We start from the raw sequence: 17,524 nt of genomic DNA, 5'->3' as shown, positions 1-17,524 counted from the left end.
TTGCTCTGCGATCCAAGGACGTTTGGCCGGAACCGGTCCCGACATTTCGCATCGGGCAGGCCCGGCCTTGCCACATCCCCGTTATCGGCTACAGCTGCGAGTGGAGAGAAGAATGCACGAAGCCGACGAGATCGACCTGCGCTGCCCGCAAGTGGTGGCCGACAATGCCGCCAAGGGCCTGCGGCTGCGCAAGCAGTTCGGCCGTGGCGGCACCGAGATCGGTGTCGCGCGGGCGACTGAGCTGAAGAACCGCGAGAAGCTGGCGCCTTCCACCATCCGCCGCATGGTCAGCTACTTTGCCCGCCACGAGGTCGACAAGCGCGGCAAGAATTACGGCAATGAGGAAAACCCTTCGGCCGGCACCATCGCCTGGCTCTTATGGGGTGGCGACGAGGGCCGCGCCTGGGCGCTGGAGATCAAGCAGAAAATCGGCAACGCGCCCGATATCTGAGGATGCCCTGCCCTCCGCTATGGCTTCGGGCGTTCGTCGCTTCAATCGACAAATCGTTGTCGATTGATCGGCTTCGCCGACCACTCCTCACCCCTTGACCCCGCCGGCTGTGAGGCCGGAGACGATCTTGCGCTGGAAGATCAGCACCAGCACCACCAGCGGCACCGTGACGATCACCGAGGCGGCCATGATATTGCCCCAGGGTATCTCGAACTGCGAATTGCCCGAAAGCAGCGCGATCGCCACCGGCACGGTCCGCCGCGCGTCGTTGGAGGTGAAGGTCAGCGCAAACAGGAACTCGTTCCAGGCACCGATGAAGGCCAGCAGCCCGGTGGTCGCCAGCGCCGGCCACATCAGCGGCAGGAAGATGCGCGTGATGATGATCCACGGCGTCGCGCCATCGAGGATCGCCGCCTCCTCGACCTCCACCGGCAGGTCGCGCACGAAAGCGGTGAGCACCCAGACGGTGAACGGCAGCGTGAAGATCATGTAGGAGAAGATCAGCGCGAGGAGCGAATTGTAGAGGCCGAACAGCCGCACCAACTCGAACAGCCCGGCCAGCACCGCCACCTGCGGAAACATCGAGACCGACAGGATGGCGAACAGCAATGCCGAGCGGCCGCGAAAACGGATACGCGCCAGCGCGTAGGCCGCGGTGACGCCGAGGAACAGCGATAGCGCCACCACCGCGCCCGAAACCACCAGCGAGTTCAGCAGGTTGCGCAGGAAGGCGCCTTCGGACAGCACGTTGCGATAATTGCCGAGGCTGGGCGCCCTCGGCCACAGGTCGGCCTGGAACAGCTCGGTCCCCGATTTCAGGCTGGTGACGATGGCGTAATAGAACGGGAACACCGCGATCAGCACGATTGCTCCGACCAGCAGATAAAAACCCATGCGCTTCAGCAGCCACATCTCAGCGGCCTCCGTCCAGGCTTAGCCGGCCGATGCGGATGGTGAGCATGGTGAGCAGAGCGAGAATGAGGAAGAGCAAGGTCGACGCGGCCGAGCCATAGGCGAACTTGTCGAACTCGAACAGGTTCTCGCGGGCGAACACCGACATCGACTTGGTGTGCGCATTGTTGGGCGTCAGCACATAGATCAGGTCGAAGATGCGCAGCGCATCGAGCGCCCGGAAGATCACCGCCACCATCACCGCCGGGCGGATCAGCGGCAAGGTCACCCGCCAGAAGATCTGCCAGGGATTGGCGCCGTCCAGCCTGGCGACCTCGATGATCTCGCGCGGCAGCATCTGCAGCGCGGCAAGGATCAGCAGCGCCATGAAGGGCGTCGTCTTCCAGATGTCGACGATCAGCACCGCCGCCATCGCCGTGTCGGCGCTGGCGGTCCAGGCGATCTTGTGGTCGATCAGACCGAGATTGACGAGCACGACATTGATGATGCCGAACTGGTCGTTCAGCATCCACTGCCACATCTTCGCCGAGACGATGGTTGGGATCGCCCAGGGGATGAGGATCGCCGCTCTGACGATGCCGCGGCCGGGGAATTCGGCGTTGAGCACCAGGGCGACGACCATGCCGAGGATCGTCTCGCAGGTCACCGAAACCACCGCGAACCGCACCGTGTTCCACACGGCGCCCCACCAGACCGGGTCGAGAAGCAGCCCGTCATAGATGACCCGCCCGCTCGGCATGCGCAGGACCGAGACGTAATTGGCCAGGCCGACCCATTGCCGGGCATCGAGGTCTGACAGCGAGGCATCGGTGAAGCTGAAATAGACCGTGCGCGCCAGCGGCCAGCCGGCAGCGGCGGCGAGCACCACAAGCATCGGCGCCAGGAACAGCCATGCCGAGCGCGCACGCTGGCGCGTCAGGCTCGAACCAGAGCGCGCATCGGCCGGATGCACGCTCACCAGCCCTTGCCTTTCAGCCGGGTCAGCGTCGCTTCGAGGTCGGCCAGATTGTCGGCGGCGCTGCCCTCGCCGGACAAGGTCTTGTGGACGGCGTTCCAGAACTGGCTCGACGCCTCGTTGTACTTGTTTCTGGTCACCGCCGAGGGCCGAGGCCCGGCATTGAGGAAGACCTCTTTCCAGTGTGGAATGATCGGCTGTTGCCGGGCGATGTCGGCATCGTCATAGAGCGCCTGGATGGTCGGCAGGTTGGCGGTCTTGAGCGTGCGGTATTTCTGCATTGCCGGCGAGGCGATGAACTTGACCAGCTCGATCGCCGCATCCGGGTGCTTGGAATATTTCGAGACCGCGAGGTTCCAGCCGCCGAGCGTCGCCGCCGGCCGGGCGCCCTCGCCCGTGCCCGCCGGCAGCGGTGCGACATCGAACTTGCCCTTGATCGGCGACCCCTGGCTGTTGCCCAGTGCATAGGCATAGGGCCAGTTGCGCATGAAGACCGCATTGCCGGTCTGCCACACGCCGCGCGCCTCCTCTTCCTGGTAGGCGAGCACGCCGGGCGGGGCGATGGTGCCGATCCAGGCCTTCGCCATATCGAGCGCGGCCGCCGCCTGGGGGTTGTTGATTGAAATCGCGCCATCCGGCTCGACGATATGGCCGCCGCCATTCGACACCACCCATTCGAACGCGTCGCAGGTCAGCCCCTCATAGGCGTTGCCCTGGAAGACGAAACCCCAGATATCCCTGTTGCCCGACGCCCGCTCCTTGTCCATCACCAGCCTGGCGGTGTCGCCCAGCTCCTTCCAGGTGGCCGGCACCTTGGCGCCGTATTTGTCGAGCAGGTCCTTGCGGTAGTAGAGCGCCGGCGCATCGGTGAAGATCGGCAGCGCCACCAGCCTGCCGTCGACGGTCTGCGACTGGATGATCGACGGGAAATGCTGGGCCACGACATCCCTGGTCGCCTGGGTCAGGTCGACGAACTGGCTGGCGAGCTGCGGCGCCCAGATGACATCGGTCTGGTAGACGTCGACGTCGCTGTTGCCGGCGGCGAGCCACAGCCTGTACTGGCCGAACTGGTCGGTCCCGGACGACGGCATGGCGACGATGGTGACCGTGTCGCCGCTCTCCTTCTCATAGCGGTCGAGGATCTCGCGCAGCACCTTGAGGCCGTTGCCGGTGTCGCCCGACACGATCGACAGCTCGACCGCGCGCGCCGGACCCGCTGCGAGCACGACAGCGGCGCTCAACGCCAGCCATGCATGGAAAAGCTTCATCGCGGTGGATCTCCCTTGGCAGCCGGCGGCGCACGGCACCGGCAGCCGGTCAGGACCCCACCGTTCATTGAATGCGGAGCAGCGCCTTGGGTTCCCGAACAGCCATCGCCGCCAGTCAGCCTTCCCAGGCGACGGGCCTCATGCCCAGCCGCTCGTAAAGCCGCACGGCGGCGGGGTTCTCGAGCGTATTGGTCTTGAGGTCGACATGGGCGGCGCCCCGGTCGCGAAAAATGGCGAAGGCGTGCCACATCAGCGCTTCGCCGACACCCTTGCCGCGCGCCTCTGGATGAACGGCCAGATCCTTGACGAACGCCGAGCTCCAGCACAGTGCAGCCGCCGCCAGCCTGCCCTTGGCGTCGATAACGAGGAAACACAGCGCCGGGTCGAATTGGGGATCTTCGGATATGCGTGGCCACCATTCGTCGAAGGGTCCGTCCGTGCCGTCGTCGAACACTTCGCCCAGCAACGCATGCAGGGGCAGCGCGTCACCGCGCTCGAACGAGCGCATGACGAAGCCGTCCGGCCAATGCGGTGGAACAAGTGTCTCGTCGAGGATCTTGCGCAGCCGGATGTCGTTCGGAGCCGGCGGGCGCGGTTCGGGCATCGCGCTCAGGCGTCGGGCTGAAGGCGCCCGCGCTTGCGGTCGACGCCGAGGCCGGTCGCCTCGAGAAGGCCCTTGCGCTTGGCGTCGAAATAATAGCCGGTCTGGTAGAGCCAGTCGGCCTTCTTGGCGTTGCCGTTGGACACCAGCCAGGCGCCGCGCAGATATTTGACCGCGTATTTGAGGTTGGTCTCGGCGTCGAACAGGCCCTTGGCCGGCCCATCATAGCCCATGCCGCGCGCCGTCGCGTGCTTGATCTGCATCAGCCCCCAATGGCCGTTATTGTAGGCCTTGGGATTGTAGGTGCTTTCGCGGTTGACGACATGGCGCACCAGATCGACCGGCACCTGGTAGAAGGCGGCGTATTTCACGATCAGCCGGTCGACGTCGCCGCGCATGCCGGTCGCATGCTGCTCCGGCTCGACCGGCTCCGACGGGAACTGCACCAGGGCAGCCGGGTTCTGCGGCACGACATAGGCCACCTGCTGCACGCCGGGCAGTTTCTGGCCGCCCTTGGCAACCGCCGGCACGATGAGCCCGGCGGTCGTATAGGTCTCCGCCGACTGGATCGGCCGGCCGGCTTTCGCCGGGGCCGGCGCCTGCCAGGCATTGGCGGCCATCACGGCGGGCACGGCAGGCGCGGTGGGGGTCGCCCCGGCAAAGGCCGCGGTCGCCGCGGCCGGCTGGGCGACGGCATCGAGGGCCGGTGTACCCGCGCTTGGAGTCGACTCGGCGGTCTGGACGGGGCTGATTCCGGAGGATTGCGGCAGCACCGAAACCGTTTCCGGCAAGGGGATGGTGAAGCCGGCATCGCTGCCGGCAACGGTCGCGGTTTCGGTCAGCGACGGCGCGGCCTTCATCTGCGAGGTCGAGGTGCAGCCGCTGATGCCGGCAGCCGCCACGATCACGCCGATGGCGATAAGGGTTTGTTTTGCTGGCAAGCCGCGTTCGGTGTCCGGTTTGTCGGGTGTTAAGATTTTCCTTACACCAGCGATTCCTGGGTAGCAATCGGGGCCATCTGGTGGTTTTCGGGTGGCGGGATGCAGGCAACGATGCCATATTGTTCCTGATATGTACCGGCAGGAATCCCGGATTTCGCCGCTTTGCGGAAAGGAGCGCAGCATGGAAACGACATCTTCGATCACGGCCGGCCACGCAGTGTTAGAAACAGTGATCGGTTTCATGGGCATCGCCTGGAGCGAAAAGGGCCTGATCCGGCTTTGCCTGCCCGAACGCAGCCGCGAAGCGGTGGAGCGGCGGCTGATGCGCCATGCCGGTATTTCCGCCTCCACGGCCCAGCCGTCATGGGTGGTCGAACTGATCGCCTCGATCAAGGCTTACGCCGCGGGCGAGGACGTCGATTTCACCGGCTTTCCCGTCGACCTCGACGGCATCGACGATTTCCGCCTCGCCATCTACGACGCGGCACGAAAACTCGGCTACGGCGAAACCACTACCTATGGCGAACTCGCCAAGCGCGCCGGCCATGCCGGCCTGCCGCGTGAAACCGGGGCCGCCTTGGGTGCCAATCCGGTGCCGCTGGTCATCCCGTGCCACCGCATCCTTGCCGCCGGCGGCAAGATCGGCGGCTTCTCGGCGCCCGGCGGCTCGACCACCAAGGAAAAGATGCTGGCCATGGAAGGCGTGCATGTCGGCCCGCCGCCGCCGGCGCAGGTGTCCTTCGGCTTTTGAGAGCAGTAAGCCGCTCCCGGGTGCTAATGGCGCCGGATGAATCGATGCCTGAAATGCTCATTGTCCGGCCGCTTGCAGTTGTACACCGGGCAGGACTTGGTGTCGGCGCTCGGCACATAGGCGCGTGTCCGCACCTCGCCCATGGTGCAGAACTGCTGGCTCTGCACATAGCGGTCATAGAGCGGCAGCCCCGGCACCCGGTTCGACTGATAGCGAAGGATAACCGCACCTTGGCGCGCGATCGTCGACTGGACCTTGCCGCAGCTCAGACGTGTGGGGTCGTAGCGCGAGATGGCCTGCGCCCGGGCGGCCAGCAGCGTGAGGCAGGCGGCAAGCAGGATGGTTTTCATGGTCGCTCTCCCCTCGATCCGCCGCCCGGGACGGCACGATCTTGCGCCACGGTTTCACCAGATTGGGGCGGTCGTTGGGCGGCCCCGGATCACGACGTTTTCACGCAGTCTTGTTTTTTGTGCGAAAGCAGCCTATATCAGCCCCATTGATATTTCGGCCGATCGATCCGGGCCTCGCGATCTTCGCGTTTGCTGACGTCTATCTCCAAAATCTCGATGCACACCGGCTGGACTTAGGTCCGGTCATACCAAAGCAAATGTGAAGGACTATTTTTATGGCAACTGGAACGGTCAAGTGGTTCAACGCCACCAAGGGTTTCGGCTTCATCCAGCCTGACAGCGGCGGCGCGGACGTTTTCGTCCACATCTCGGCTGTCGAGCGCGCTGGACTGTCGACCCTGGTCGAAGGCCAGAAGATCAACTTCGAGATCGAGCAGGACCGCCGCACCGGCAAGTCGTCCGCTGGTTCTCTGAGCAAGGCAGCCTGATTTTGAAAATGGCGCGCGCCGGACGAGAGTTCGGGGCGCGCGGCAAGTCACGGATGTACTGACGGTCGCGCGAGAAGCGCGCCGGAGCGGAAAGACCCGACAAGCTGGAACAGCAGATAGCTGCCAGCCCGGACCGGACGCTCCCAATCAGGCTACCGAAATGGGAAGGCGGGATTTATCCCGCCTTTTTATTTGTCTGGGGTTCAGAGATCACGCTGTGTTGCCGCTTTCGCCAATCACCTGCGTCGCCTACCCCACCCACTCGATCGGCACATGCCCCGGGTCCGCCTCCACGCGGCCGAGCCAGGCGACCACCGCCGGATAGGCGTCGAGCTGGAAGCCGCCCTGCTCCGCCGTGTGGGTATAGGCATAGAGCGCGATGTCGGCGATGCTGAATGTGCGGCCGGCGAAGAAGGCGTTGTTTTCGAGATACGTGTTCATGACGCCGAGCGCCTTGTTGCCGCGCTCCAGCGTCACAGCCAGCCGCTCCGGCGTGGCATCCGCTGCGCGTTCCGGAAAGGTCAGCAGCGCCTTGCGCACGGCGATATAGGGCTCGTGGCTGTATTGTTCGAAGAACAGCCACTGATAAGCGAGCCCGCGCTCATATTTGTCCGCGGGCAGCAAGCGCGTGCCTTCGGCGAGATAGAGCAGGATGGCGTTGGATTCTGCCAGCCGCCGGCCGTCGTCCAGTTCCAGCAGTGGCACCATGGCGTTCGGGTTCTTGGCGACGAAATCGGCCTTGCGCGTATCGCCGGTATGCGAACTCACCTCGACGGTGGTGAAGGCCAGGCCGAGCTTGGCCATCAGCAAACGCGGCTTGTAGCAATTGCCGCTATCGATCATGCTGTAAAGTATCATCATGGTTCCCCGGAGCGCTGCTTCTGCGAGCGGATTATCGCAGCGGCGCCATCCTCAACCAATGATTTGTTTTGGCGCGACCATCAGCGCCGCTTATGCAATGGCACGACCTTGTTGTCGAAGCCCAGCAGCGCATCGACGGCAAGCGGCTCTTCGTTGAAGATGGTGCCGGCCAGCGCCGGACGCCCGAGAAGAAAGCCCTGCAGCAAATCGACCCCGCCTTCGAGCGCGACACGCAAATGGGTGGGCTGCTCGATGCCCTCGACCAGCACCTTGGCACCGCGATCGTGGAGGCTGGACACCAGCGGGCGGAAGAAGCGTTCCGCGGCGGCGTGGCGGCAGAATTCCGCGAACCAGCCGCCATCGATCTTGACGATGTCGGGCTGAAGCAGGCTCACCCGCTCCACGGTCGAATGGCCGGTGCCGAAATCGTCAATGGCGATGCGGATGCCGTCGCGCCGCATTTCACGCACCAGCCTGGCCAGCAGCGCATCGTCCGCCGCCTGCTCGGTGATTTCACACACCAGCATGGCCGGTGCCAGGCCGAGTTCATCGAGGTGCCGGCTCATCAGCCGGATCTCGGCCAGCGCCCGTCCAGCATGGTCGTTGACCCGGGGATTGTAATTGAAGAACAGGTCGAGCCCGTCGACCCCGATATTGTGGAAATTCCTCAGATGCAGCACCCGGCACATTGTTTCGACGTACAGCCGCTCCGGAGCCGCGACGCTGTCGAAGAACACCCGCGGCGACACCGGCCGGCCGGCGCGATGCGGTTCGATCAGGCCCTCGACGGCCACGGGATGCAAGCTGCCGCCGCGCGGGGCGTAGATCGGCTGGTAGGCGCTGCGCAGGCGGAAGTCGCCATGGATGCCACATTCGATGCCGATCTCGTCGACGAAGATCGCATCGCCGACGGTGCGCCGCCGCTCGACGCTCATGGCGCCACCTTGCGCCCGAAGGCTTTTGCGGGCCGCCCGGTGCGCGGCGCGACGGCGGGGGGAGCGGGCGCATGGCTCGGGGGAGGAACCGGCTCGGGACTGCCCTGGCCGAAAGCGCGGAAACTCGTCGGCGCCAGTTCTGGGCGGGCCAGCACATAGCCCTGGACCATCGAGGCGCCCGATCGTTCCGCCAGCTCCAGTTGCCAGCCTTCCTCGATACCTTCGAACACGGTGCGGATGCCCTGGTCCTCGAAGCTCCTCACCATGGATGTCAGCAGCGCGAAACCGGCGCCCGATTCCATCAGTTGCGTGATCCAGTGCGCATCGAACTTGACGATGTCGGGGCGCAATTCCTTGACGCGGGTGATGTCGGAATCGTCGGCGCCATAGTCGTCGACGGCAATCCGGAAGCCGTTGGCCCTGAGCGCGGCGACGAAGCCGTGCAGGGTTTCCTGCGATGCCGATCTCTGCTCCGTCACCTCGCAAACGACGCGGCCCGGATCGATGCCGGCTTCCTGCAGCACCAGCCGCATGTCACGCAAGGCATTGTCGGCGACAGCGCGCTCGGTGAACACCGACGGGTCGAAATTGATGAAGATCGACGCCTCTTGCGGCAGGCAGGCGCCGGCATTGAGCAGATGCAGCGTCCTGGTCAGCGCCTCGACATGCAGACGGTCGGCCGCCGGACAGGTCGAAAAAAAGCTCATCGGCGATTGCGGCTCGCCGTCGCGAAACGGACGGATCAGCCCTTCGAAGGCGGCAACCGAAAGCTTGCCCTCGTTGAAGGCAAAGATCGGCTGAAAAGCGCTTTGCAGCGTATAAATGCCCCAGACACCACTCGAGGTGCCGTCATCATGACGGGTGATATGGGCAAGTCCGATGCTGCGCGACAAAGGTTCCTCGCTCCGCGACCTGGCGGAATTGAACCGCGATCCTGCCATGCAAGCCTCTACCGCCCGTTAATGAACTTTCTTTTGCCGATCACGCCTCGTTGACCGCGCCGCCCCACCTGGCCCAGCCGACAAGGCTTGCGCTGACGGGAATGTTGCGACATGAGAAGCGCCGCGGCCGCTCCTGGCCGCGCCGATCCTTTGGAGAGACAAAAGGTCATGGCCTTTCTTGCCGACACCCTTTCCCGCGTTAAGCCTTCCGCCACCATCGCGGTGACGCAGAAAGCGCGCGAGCTGAAAAATGCCGGCCGGGACATCATTGGCCTTGGCGCCGGCGAGCCCGATTTCGACACGCCCGACAACATCAAGAATGCGGCGATCGAGGCCATTCGCCGTGGCGAGACCAAATACCCGCCGGTTTCGGGCATCGTGCCGCTGCGCGAGGCGATCGCGAAAAAATTCAAGCGCGAGAACAATCTCGACTACAAGCCCGAGCAGACCATCGTCGGCACCGGCGGCAAGCAGATCCTGTTCAACGCCTTCATGGCGACGCTGAACCCCGGCGACGAGGTCATCATCCCCCGCCCCTACTGGGTCAGCTATCCCGAAATGGTGGCGATCTGCGGCGGCACGTCGGTGTTTGCCGACACCTCGATCGACAATGGCTTCAAGCTGACGCCGGCGGTACTGGAAAAGGCAATCACGCCGAAGACCAAATGGCTGCTGATGAACTCGCCGTCGAACCCGTCGGGCGCGGCCTATAGCGAGGCCGAACTGCGGGCGCTCGCCGACGTGCTGCTGAAGCACCCGCAGGTCTGGACGCTGACCGACGACATGTACGAACACCTGACCTATGGCGACTTCGTCTTCAAGACCATCGCCGAGGTCGAGCCCAAGCTTTACGAGCGCACGCTGACCATGAACGGCGTCTCGAAAGCCTATGCCATGACCGGCTGGCGCATCGGCTACGCCGCCGGTCCCGTCCAGTTGATCAAGGCGATGGACATGATCCAGGGCCAGCAGACCTCCGGCGCCTGCACCATCGCGCAATGGGCTTCGGTCGAGGCGTTGAATGGCCCGCAGGATTTCATCGCCAAGAACAAGGCGATCTTTCAAGGCAGGCGGGACCTCGTCGTCTCGATGCTCAACCAGGCGCGCGGCATCACCTGCCCGTCGCCGGAAGGCGCCTTCTATGTCTATCCGTCCTGCGCCCAGCTGATCGGGAAGAAGACCAAGGCCAGCAAGATGATCGACAGCGACGAGGCCTTCTGCTCGGAACTGCTCGAGGCCGAGGGCGTCGCGGTGGTGTTCGGCTCGGCCTTCGGCCTTGGCCCCAACTTCCGCATCTCCTACGCCACCTCGGAGACGCTGCTGGAGGAAGCCTGCACGCGCATCCAGCGCTTCACGGCATCGCTGACCTGATCTGGTAGATCCGAAACAAACCCGGCGTCACCGCTGTCAGGCGTTACCGCCGGGTTTTGTGGATACAGCAATCAGCCGCCATATTGCGCCGCGGTCACCTCTTCCAGCCAGTCGGCATGGACGCCGTCGAGCGCCTCCTGCATGGCGATGTGCGTCATTGCCGATTTCGGCGCCGCGCCATGCCAATGCTTCTCGCCAGGCGCGAAGGAGATGACGTCACCGGCCCTGATTTCCTGGATCGGCCCGTCCCATGTCTGGACCAGGCCGGCGCCTGCGGTGACATAAAGCGTCTGGCCAAGCGGATGCGTGTGCCAGTGGGTGCGCGCGCCGGGCTCGAAACTGACCAGCGTGGCCCTGAGCCGCGCTGGTGGCTCCTTCTCGATGATTGGCGTCTGCAGAACCCGGCCGGTGAAATATTTTTCCGGCGCTATAACGGTCGGCACGCTGCCGCAAGCACTGATCTTCATCGTCTGTTCCCTGGAACTGGTGGTTGCCGGTGAGATGCCGGCCCGCGAAGTGAGCCGCATTCTCGGTCTGGATCGGCTCTGATGCAACCGCCCTTGTCACCTCGCTTGGACGAAGGCCTGATTTCTTAACCATGACACTTGCCGGCACGGGACCGCCAAGCGAAATGCCCGGGAATTCAATGTCTTCTTAACGGCTGCGCACTAGCCGTTGGCCTGCATTGCGGGGGCTGGCGGATGAGCATACTGGCGACGATCAAGGACCATAGCGGCCGGATCTATCGCGGTATCCAGTCGCTGCTCGTGATCAGCACCGGCGCGGCGGTGCTTGGCGCTTTCGACGTCTCGCAAGACCTGTCAGCCGGCGGTGCCTTCGCCATCTCGATCCTGGCCACGAGCCTGGCCTTGCTGGCATTGATGTACATGCGCAGCAGCGTCGTCCATCGTCTCCAGTCGGCCGCCGCTGCGGAAGCCGAGAAACATCATTTCCTCACCAGGGATGCGATGACCGGCGCCACGACGAGACGCTATTTCCTCGAAGCGCTGCGCGAAAGCCTGGGCACCAGGCGCGACAGGCGCGAGGCAGCCTTGCTCTTGATCGACCTCGACCATTTCAAGCAGTTGAACGACACGTTCGGACACCAGTTCGGCGACCTCACCTTGGCGCATCTGGTCAAGACCGCGGAGCGCATCTTTGCCGGCGCCATGGTAGGACGCCTCGGCGGCGACGAATTCGGTGTCATCATTCCGCATGGCGACCTGACGGCCATCAACAAGGATGTCAGACGATTGCTGGATGCCATGCGCGCCGGCAAATCGCATGAAGGCAAGACCATTCCGCTCTCCATTTCGATCGGCGTCGCCCTGGCGCCGGCCCATGCCTCGAACACGACGGAATTGATGCTGGTTGCCGATCTGGCGCTTTATGAAAGCAAGGCGGCGGGCCGTGGCCGCGTCACCGTCTTCGACGAGGAGATGCTGTCCGACAAGCGCTACCGGCGGCTGGTCGAACGGGAATTGCGCGCCGCGGTCTATCTGGGCGAACTCGAACTGCATTATCAGCCGATCGTCGGCCCGGACGGTTCCACCGAGGCGTTCGAGGGGCTGATCCGCTGGCGCCACCCGGTTCGCGGGCTGATCGCGCCGGCCGAGTTCATTGCGATCGCCGAACGATCGACGTTGATCGACATGCTCGGCGAATGGGTGTTCAAGCGGGCTTGTGCCGACATCGGCCAGTTCGCCGGCCGCCGCATTTCCATCAACGTCTCCGGCGAGCAGCTCAAGCGTGACGAGATCGTGACCATGTGCGACCGCGTGCTGAAGGACACTGGCCGGTCGGCATCACAGTTCATCATCGAGATCACCGAGACGGTGGCGACCGCCGCCACGCCCGAGATCCTGCGGCGCCTCGAAGCATTGCGTGGCCTCGGCTTTCACATCGCCCTCGACGATTTCGGCACCGGCCATTGCGGCTTCAACTATCTGAAGACCTTGCCCGTCGATATCATCAAGATCGATCGCTCCTACATCCGCGCCCTCGCTCACGATCAGGTGGCACAGATATTCGTCTCGGCGCTGGCGCAGATCGCGCGCATCCAGGAGGTCACCATAGTGGCGGAAGGCGTGGAGACGGCAGAAGAATTCGCTCTCGCCAAGGCGGCCGGGTGCAATCGCTTCCAAGGTTATTTCTTCGGCAGGCCGGTGCCTCGCGGCAAGCTCGCGCTGCTTGACGGGCGCTCGGCCGAACCGCTCGCGCTCAGCGCCTGAGACGACCGGCCGTGCCTGCTCCCTATTTTTCTTGCCCTGCCGGCAAACAAGTGGGACGATAATCGCGGGCAGGTCGAAACAGACCGCCCGCGACGGTCGAACAGGCCGGCCGCCGCTCAGGACCGATTGACCCTGGCCTGAACCATGAATGCCAGTCGGTCCCCAGGAAACGCCTGAGTGGAGGTCAGTCATGGGTACTCGCGCCGGAGGACGACGCACGGGACCGAAATGCATTGCCATAGTCGGTCCCTTCGCAAGCGGTAAGACGACACTTCTCGAAGCCATATTGGCCCGTACCGGCGCCATTCCCCGCCAGAACCCGGTTTCCTCAGGCAATACCGTTTCAGATCATTCGCCCGAGGCCCGCGCCCACGCCATGAGCGTCGAGGCGTCGATCGCCACCACCGAGTTCATGGGCGAGCAGTTCACCTTCATCGACTGCCCCGGATCAATCGAGTTCTCCTTCGAGGCCGAACCGGTGCTGGCCGCCTGCGACGTCGCGGTGGTCGTGGCCGAGGCCGACGAAAAGAAAATCCCCGCCTTGCAGCTCATCATGCGCAAGCTCGACGATCTCGGCGTGCCGCGCATCCTGTTCCTCAACAAGGTCGACAAGGCGATCGCGGGCGTGCGCGATACGCTGAAGATGCTGCAGCCGACAAGCGCGGCGCCGCTGCTTCTGCGCCAGATCCCGCTGCGCAAGGACGGCGTCGTGATCGGCTCGATCGATCTGGCGCTGGAGCGCGCCTACATCTACCGCGAATATGCCGAAAGCGAGGTGGCCGAGATACCGGGCGACGACAAGGCGCGCGAACTGGAGGCGCGCTTCTCGATGCTGGAGACGCTGGCCGATCACGACGATGAGTTGATGGAGCAGCTGCTGGAAGAGATAGAGCCGCCGAAGGACGCGATCTTCGACGATCTCGCCGCCGATCTGCGCGAAGGCGCGGTGACGCCGGTGCTGATCGGCACCGCCGAGAAAGGCAATGGCGTGCTGCGCCTCTTGAAGACGATCCGCCACGATGCGCCCGACATCGAGGCGACCCGCAAGCGGCTCGGCGCCCCGGACGGCAATGCGACGGTGGTCCAGGTGATGAAGACCATCCACACGCCGCATGGCGGCAAGCTGTCGGTGTCTCGCATCCTGTCCGGCCAGGTCGCCGACGGCTCGGAACTGTGGCTGCCCGGCGGCGACACCGCCAAGGTTTCCGGAATCTACCGGATGCTGGGCAAGGATCAGGTCAAGCTGACCGCCGCCAGGACCGGCGACACCGTGGCGCTCGGCAAACTAGACGCGGTCAAGACCGGCCAGACGCTCACCTCGGCCAAGGGCGGTGCCAAACAGCTCTTCGATGTCGAGCCGCCGCAGCCGGTCTTCGCCTTCGCGCTGCGCCCCAGGGAGCGCAAGGACGAGGTCAAGATGTCGGCCGCCATCCAGCGCTTGGCAGAGGAGGATCCCTCGCTCAGCCTGCGCCACAACCAGGATTCGGCCGAGACCGTGCTGTCAGGGCATGGCGAGATGCATCTGCGCGTCGTGCGCGAGCGGCTGGAGGGCAAGAACCAGATACCGGTGGAAGGCCATGCGCCGGCGGTGCCCTATCGCGAGACGATCCGAAAGCCGGTGCAGCAGCGCGGCCGCCACAAGAAACAGTCGGGCGGCCATGGCCAGTTCGGCGATGTCGTCATCGAGATCAAGCCGCTGCCGCGCGGCTCCGGCTTCCAGTTCACCGACACCATCACCGGCGGCGTCGTGCCCAAGACCTACATCCAGTCGGTCGAGACAGGCATACGTGACTACCTGAAATCCGGCCCGCTCGGCTTCCCCGTGGTCGATGTCGCGGTCAACCTGTCGGACGGCTCGTACCATGCGGTCGATTCCTCCGACATGGCCTTCCAGATGGCGGCCAAGCTCGCCATGAAGGAAGGCATGGCCGCCTGCTCGCCGGTGCTTCTGGAACCGGTGATGAAGGTAGAGATCGTCACGCCGTCGGACGCGACATCGAAGATCATCGCGCTGATCCCGCAGCGGCGCGGCCAGATCCTCGGCTATGACGCGCGGCCCGACTGGCCGGGATGGGACGTCGTCGAGGCGACCATGCCGCAGGCCGAGATCGGCGATCTGATTATCGAGCTGCGCTCGGCCACCTCGGGCGTTGCCAGCTACCGCGCCGTTTTCGATCACATGGCCGAGCTGACTGGTCGTCTCGCCGACGAAGCGATGAACGCCAACGGCAAGGCTGCCTGATTTCGCCCGGTGCCAGATTCCGAATCATGTGGGGCCCCCTCGAACGATCGAGGGGGCGAAAACCAAAAACGACGCCCGGGGGGGCCGGACGCCGTTTTGTTTGCGGACCGTTTTCTCGGGAGGAAAAACGGCAGGTCCGCCGCATGTCGAGGTCGTCGCGCTTCGGCGCAAAAGGTTCGGACGCGGTAGCCGCCTGAGCCCGGGCCGTACGAGTGATGCCCCCATCTCCCGTCCGAACCACACCGCGTCCTATCATCCACTTAGCAGATGGAGGGTGTCCTTGTCATGTTACCAGAGGTTACATGACACTGTTACGCGGCAATTCCGGTGAATTTTTCAGCCATCCCAGTGGCATGCAGGCAACAAAAAAGCCGGATCAACGAAGATCCGGCTGAGTTTGATTGGAAGTGCCTGTTAAGGCTAACCTCCAGAGGGGAACACTCGAGGACGCTAATGGGAGGAGAACGCGTCCAGGAGATGATTTCTATATGTGCTCTTCATGCCCAAGAAACAAGCATCTATTTTGCAACACACACATGCAAAAAGGCACAGGCTGTGGTCCAACCCATTCCGAAAGCCAATAGGACCAGCAGAATCGTGAAAATGAGGCGCGATTTCGGGTCATTGTCGTCTCGAAAACGCCGATCCCGACCGATTTTGCTCCCGAATGCCGAAAAACACTGATGATGTGGAATGAGGCAGCGGCGGTTCATTTCCAAGGCAGTCAAGCGAGGATCGACCATTGCGCAGGTTTTCGGCGATCGCCGGCAGCGGCATTTTCCTGATTGCGGCTCCCGGCGTTGTCGCCGGGCTGGTTCCCTGGCTGCTTAGCGATCGCTGGGGCCTGCCATGGTCGCCCCTGCCCTTGTTTGCGCTCACCGGCGGCATGCTCGTCATTGCCGCGGCCGCGGTGCTGCTGCATGCCTTCGCCCGCTTCGCGCTGGAGGGGCTGGGCACGCCCGCCCCCGTCGCACCGACCGAAAGGCTGGTGATCGGCGGCATCTACCGCCATGTCCGCAATCCCATGTATGTCGCCGTGCTGTCGATCATTCTGGGCCAGGCGCTGCTGTTCTCGAGCTGGTCGATTGCTGCCTACGCGGCAATCGCGGCGGCTGCCATGGTCACCTTCGTCAAGCTCTACGAGGAGCCGACGCTCGCCGGCCGCTATGGCGCCGAATACGAGGCCTACCGCCGCAACGTACCGGGCTGGCTGCCGCGGATTACGCCTTGGAAAGGATAAGCTAGAACGACCAGCTTCTGGCCTTGGCGATGATGAAGTCGCGAAACACGTGCAGCTTGGCCTGGTTTTTCATCGCGTCGGGGTAGGCGAAATAGGTGTCGAAGGACGGCACCTCGGTCTCCGGCAGCAGCTGCACCAGCCCGGAATCCTTGCTGATCACATAATCCGGCAGCATGGCGATGCCGGCGCCGCCCTGCACGGCGCGCTTGATCGACAGGATGTCGTTGATCTGCAGCGACGGCACGCGCTGGCCGCTCTCGAAATCGCCGACCGTCTCCAGCCAGTTCAACTCCGACAGATGCGACGGCACGGGCAGGCCGAAGGTGACGATGCGATGGGTTCTCAGCTCCGCGACCGAGCTCGGCTTGCCGTGCTTGGCGACATAGGAGGGGGCTGCGTAAAGGTGGAAATGCACGGTGAACAGGCGGCGCTGGATCAGGTCCGGCTGTTGCGGCTGGCGCAGCCGGATGGCGCAATCCGCCTGGCGCATGGTGAGGTCGAGTTCCTCGTTGGCGAGGATCAGCTGCAGGCTGATTTCGGGATAGAGTTCGATGAACTCCTGCACCCGCTCGGTCAGCCAGCCGGCGCCGAGGCCAACGGTCGTCGTTACCCTGAGCACGCCGGACGGCCGGTCCTTGGTCTCGGTCAGCCGCGACTTGATGGTCTCGAGCTTCATCAGCACGTCATGCGCCGTGCGGAACAGCATCTCGCCCTGCTCGGTCAGCACCAGGCCGCGCGCATGGCGGTTGAACAGCGGCACGCCGACATCATGTTCGAGCGCGCTGACCTGCCTTGAGATCGCCGATTGCGACAGATGCAGCGTCTCGGCCGCATGCGTGAACGATCCCGCTTCCGCCGCGGCGTGAAACACGCGTAGCTTGTCCCAGTCCAACGCCATGATTTCCCCTCGTTCCGGTTGGCGTCTGAATGAAAAATCAGGCTTTTACACGGCGTTTCTAAGCCGTTTTATACAGTCTGCGGCGGCC

At 64.0% G+C, this 17,524-nt stretch carries 18 protein-coding genes; 7 read left to right on the top strand and 11 right to left on the bottom strand.

Going from position 1 to position 17,524, the window contains the following annotated elements; translation table 11 throughout:
* The first annotated feature begins 112 nt into the window (after positions 1-112).
* Positions 113-451, top strand: a complete 339-nt coding sequence (locus FJ527_RS12845) for a hypothetical protein (RefSeq protein ID WP_015316182.1) — start codon at positions 113-115, stop codon at positions 449-451.
* Positions 452-538: 87 nt separating this feature from the next.
* Here FJ527_RS12845 and FJ527_RS12840 read toward each other — a convergent pair whose 3' ends face one another.
* The 5 genes from FJ527_RS12840 to FJ527_RS12820 all read right to left on the bottom strand — a co-directional run bounded on the left by FJ527_RS12840 (position 539) and on the right by FJ527_RS12820 (position 5,128).
* A complete protein-coding gene (locus FJ527_RS12840; RefSeq protein WP_140823259.1) occupies positions 539-1,363 on the bottom strand; it encodes a carbohydrate ABC transporter permease in 825 nt (274 codons plus the stop codon).
* A gap of 1 nt (position 1,364) precedes the next feature.
* Positions 1,365-2,237 (bottom strand): sugar ABC transporter permease, encoded by an 873-nt coding sequence (locus tag FJ527_RS12835; RefSeq protein WP_224529548.1) that lies wholly within the window; start codon positions 2,235-2,237, stop codon positions 1,365-1,367.
* A gap of 80 nt (positions 2,238-2,317) precedes the next feature.
* On the bottom strand, positions 2,318-3,586 hold the full coding sequence (locus FJ527_RS12830) for an ABC transporter substrate-binding protein (protein WP_140823257.1): 1,269 nt from the start codon (positions 3,584-3,586) through the stop codon (positions 2,318-2,320).
* A 115-nt stretch (positions 3,587-3,701) separates the two neighbouring features.
* A complete protein-coding gene (locus FJ527_RS12825; protein WP_140617760.1) occupies positions 3,702-4,190 on the bottom strand; it encodes a GNAT family N-acetyltransferase in 489 nt (162 codons plus the stop codon).
* 5 nt (positions 4,191-4,195) lie between these two features.
* Positions 4,196-5,128: a lytic transglycosylase domain-containing protein gene (locus FJ527_RS12820; protein ID WP_140617759.1), complete on the bottom strand. Its 933-nt coding sequence runs from the start codon at positions 5,126-5,128 to the stop codon at positions 4,196-4,198.
* Between the two features lie 181 nt (positions 5,129-5,309).
* On the opposite strand from FJ527_RS12820, the gene FJ527_RS12815 reads away from it, so the two are divergent.
* Positions 5,310-5,879 carry a methylated-DNA--[protein]-cysteine S-methyltransferase gene (locus FJ527_RS12815; RefSeq protein ID WP_140617758.1) on the top strand — a complete coding sequence of 190 codons (570 nt, stop codon included), beginning with the start codon at positions 5,310-5,312 and terminating at the stop codon, positions 5,877-5,879.
* 23 nt (positions 5,880-5,902) lie between these two features.
* Here FJ527_RS12815 and FJ527_RS12810 read toward each other — a convergent pair whose 3' ends face one another.
* The gene (locus tag FJ527_RS12810; protein ID WP_140823256.1) at positions 5,903-6,229 is read right to left on the bottom strand and encodes a hypothetical protein; all 327 of its coding nucleotides are present in this window, start codon (positions 6,227-6,229) and stop codon (positions 5,903-5,905) included.
* 275 nt (positions 6,230-6,504) lie between these two features.
* On the opposite strand from FJ527_RS12810, the gene FJ527_RS12805 reads away from it, so the two are divergent.
* Positions 6,505-6,717: a cold-shock protein gene (locus tag FJ527_RS12805; protein ID WP_015316174.1), complete on the top strand. Its 213-nt coding sequence runs from the start codon at positions 6,505-6,507 to the stop codon at positions 6,715-6,717.
* A gap of 249 nt (positions 6,718-6,966) precedes the next feature.
* Here FJ527_RS12805 and FJ527_RS12800 read toward each other — a convergent pair whose 3' ends face one another.
* From FJ527_RS12800 to FJ527_RS12790, 3 genes are all read right to left on the bottom strand, one after another.
* On the bottom strand, positions 6,967-7,575 hold the full coding sequence (locus tag FJ527_RS12800) for a glutathione S-transferase family protein (RefSeq protein WP_015316173.1): 609 nt from the start codon (positions 7,573-7,575) through the stop codon (positions 6,967-6,969).
* Between the two features lie 83 nt (positions 7,576-7,658).
* Entirely contained in the window at positions 7,659-8,513 is an 855-nt protein-coding gene (locus FJ527_RS12795) for an EAL domain-containing protein (RefSeq protein ID WP_140823255.1), read from the bottom strand.
* A complete protein-coding gene (locus FJ527_RS12790; protein ID WP_041163693.1) occupies positions 8,510-9,406 on the bottom strand; it encodes an EAL domain-containing protein in 897 nt (298 codons plus the stop codon). Before FJ527_RS12790 ends, FJ527_RS12795 begins: the two co-directional genes overlap by 4 nt.
* A 216-nt stretch (positions 9,407-9,622) precedes the next feature.
* Between FJ527_RS12790 and FJ527_RS12785 the strand changes: the two genes are divergently transcribed.
* Positions 9,623-10,825 carry a pyridoxal phosphate-dependent aminotransferase gene (locus tag FJ527_RS12785; protein WP_140823254.1) on the top strand — a complete coding sequence of 401 codons (1,203 nt, stop codon included), beginning with the start codon at positions 9,623-9,625 and terminating at the stop codon, positions 10,823-10,825.
* Between the two features lie 71 nt (positions 10,826-10,896).
* Here FJ527_RS12785 and FJ527_RS12780 read toward each other — a convergent pair whose 3' ends face one another.
* Positions 10,897-11,292, bottom strand: coding sequence for a cupin domain-containing protein (locus tag FJ527_RS12780; protein ID WP_140823253.1), 396 nt, complete (start codon positions 11,290-11,292; stop codon positions 10,897-10,899).
* A 234-nt stretch (positions 11,293-11,526) separates the two neighbouring features.
* Here FJ527_RS12780 and FJ527_RS12775 point away from each other — a divergent pair, with 234 nt between their 5' ends.
* The 3 genes from FJ527_RS12775 (at position 11,527) to FJ527_RS12765 (ending at position 16,538) form a co-directional block, all read left to right on the top strand.
* Positions 11,527-13,056: an EAL domain-containing protein gene (locus FJ527_RS12775; RefSeq protein ID WP_140823252.1), complete on the top strand. Its 1,530-nt coding sequence runs from the start codon at positions 11,527-11,529 to the stop codon at positions 13,054-13,056.
* 190 nt (positions 13,057-13,246) lie between these two features.
* The gene (locus FJ527_RS12770; RefSeq protein ID WP_015316167.1) at positions 13,247-15,298 is read left to right on the top strand and encodes an elongation factor G; all 2,052 of its coding nucleotides are present in this window, start codon (positions 13,247-13,249) and stop codon (positions 15,296-15,298) included.
* Between the two features lie 742 nt (positions 15,299-16,040).
* On the top strand, positions 16,041-16,538 hold the full coding sequence (locus FJ527_RS12765) for an isoprenylcysteine carboxylmethyltransferase family protein (protein ID WP_140823251.1): 498 nt from the start codon (positions 16,041-16,043) through the stop codon (positions 16,536-16,538).
* A gap of 1 nt (position 16,539) precedes the next feature.
* On the opposite strand, the gene FJ527_RS12760 is transcribed toward FJ527_RS12765, so the two are convergent.
* The gene (locus FJ527_RS12760) at positions 16,540-17,436 is read right to left on the bottom strand and encodes a LysR family transcriptional regulator (RefSeq protein WP_023770205.1); all 897 of its coding nucleotides are present in this window, start codon (positions 17,434-17,436) and stop codon (positions 16,540-16,542) included.
* Positions 17,437-17,524: the final 88 nt, after the last annotated feature.

Source organism: Mesorhizobium sp. B2-4-18 (genome assembly GCF_006441385.1).
GTDB classification, from domain to species: Bacteria; Pseudomonadota; Alphaproteobacteria; order Rhizobiales; family Rhizobiaceae; genus Mesorhizobium; species Mesorhizobium australicum.
This window is presented reverse-complemented; position numbering and strand designations above follow the sequence as displayed.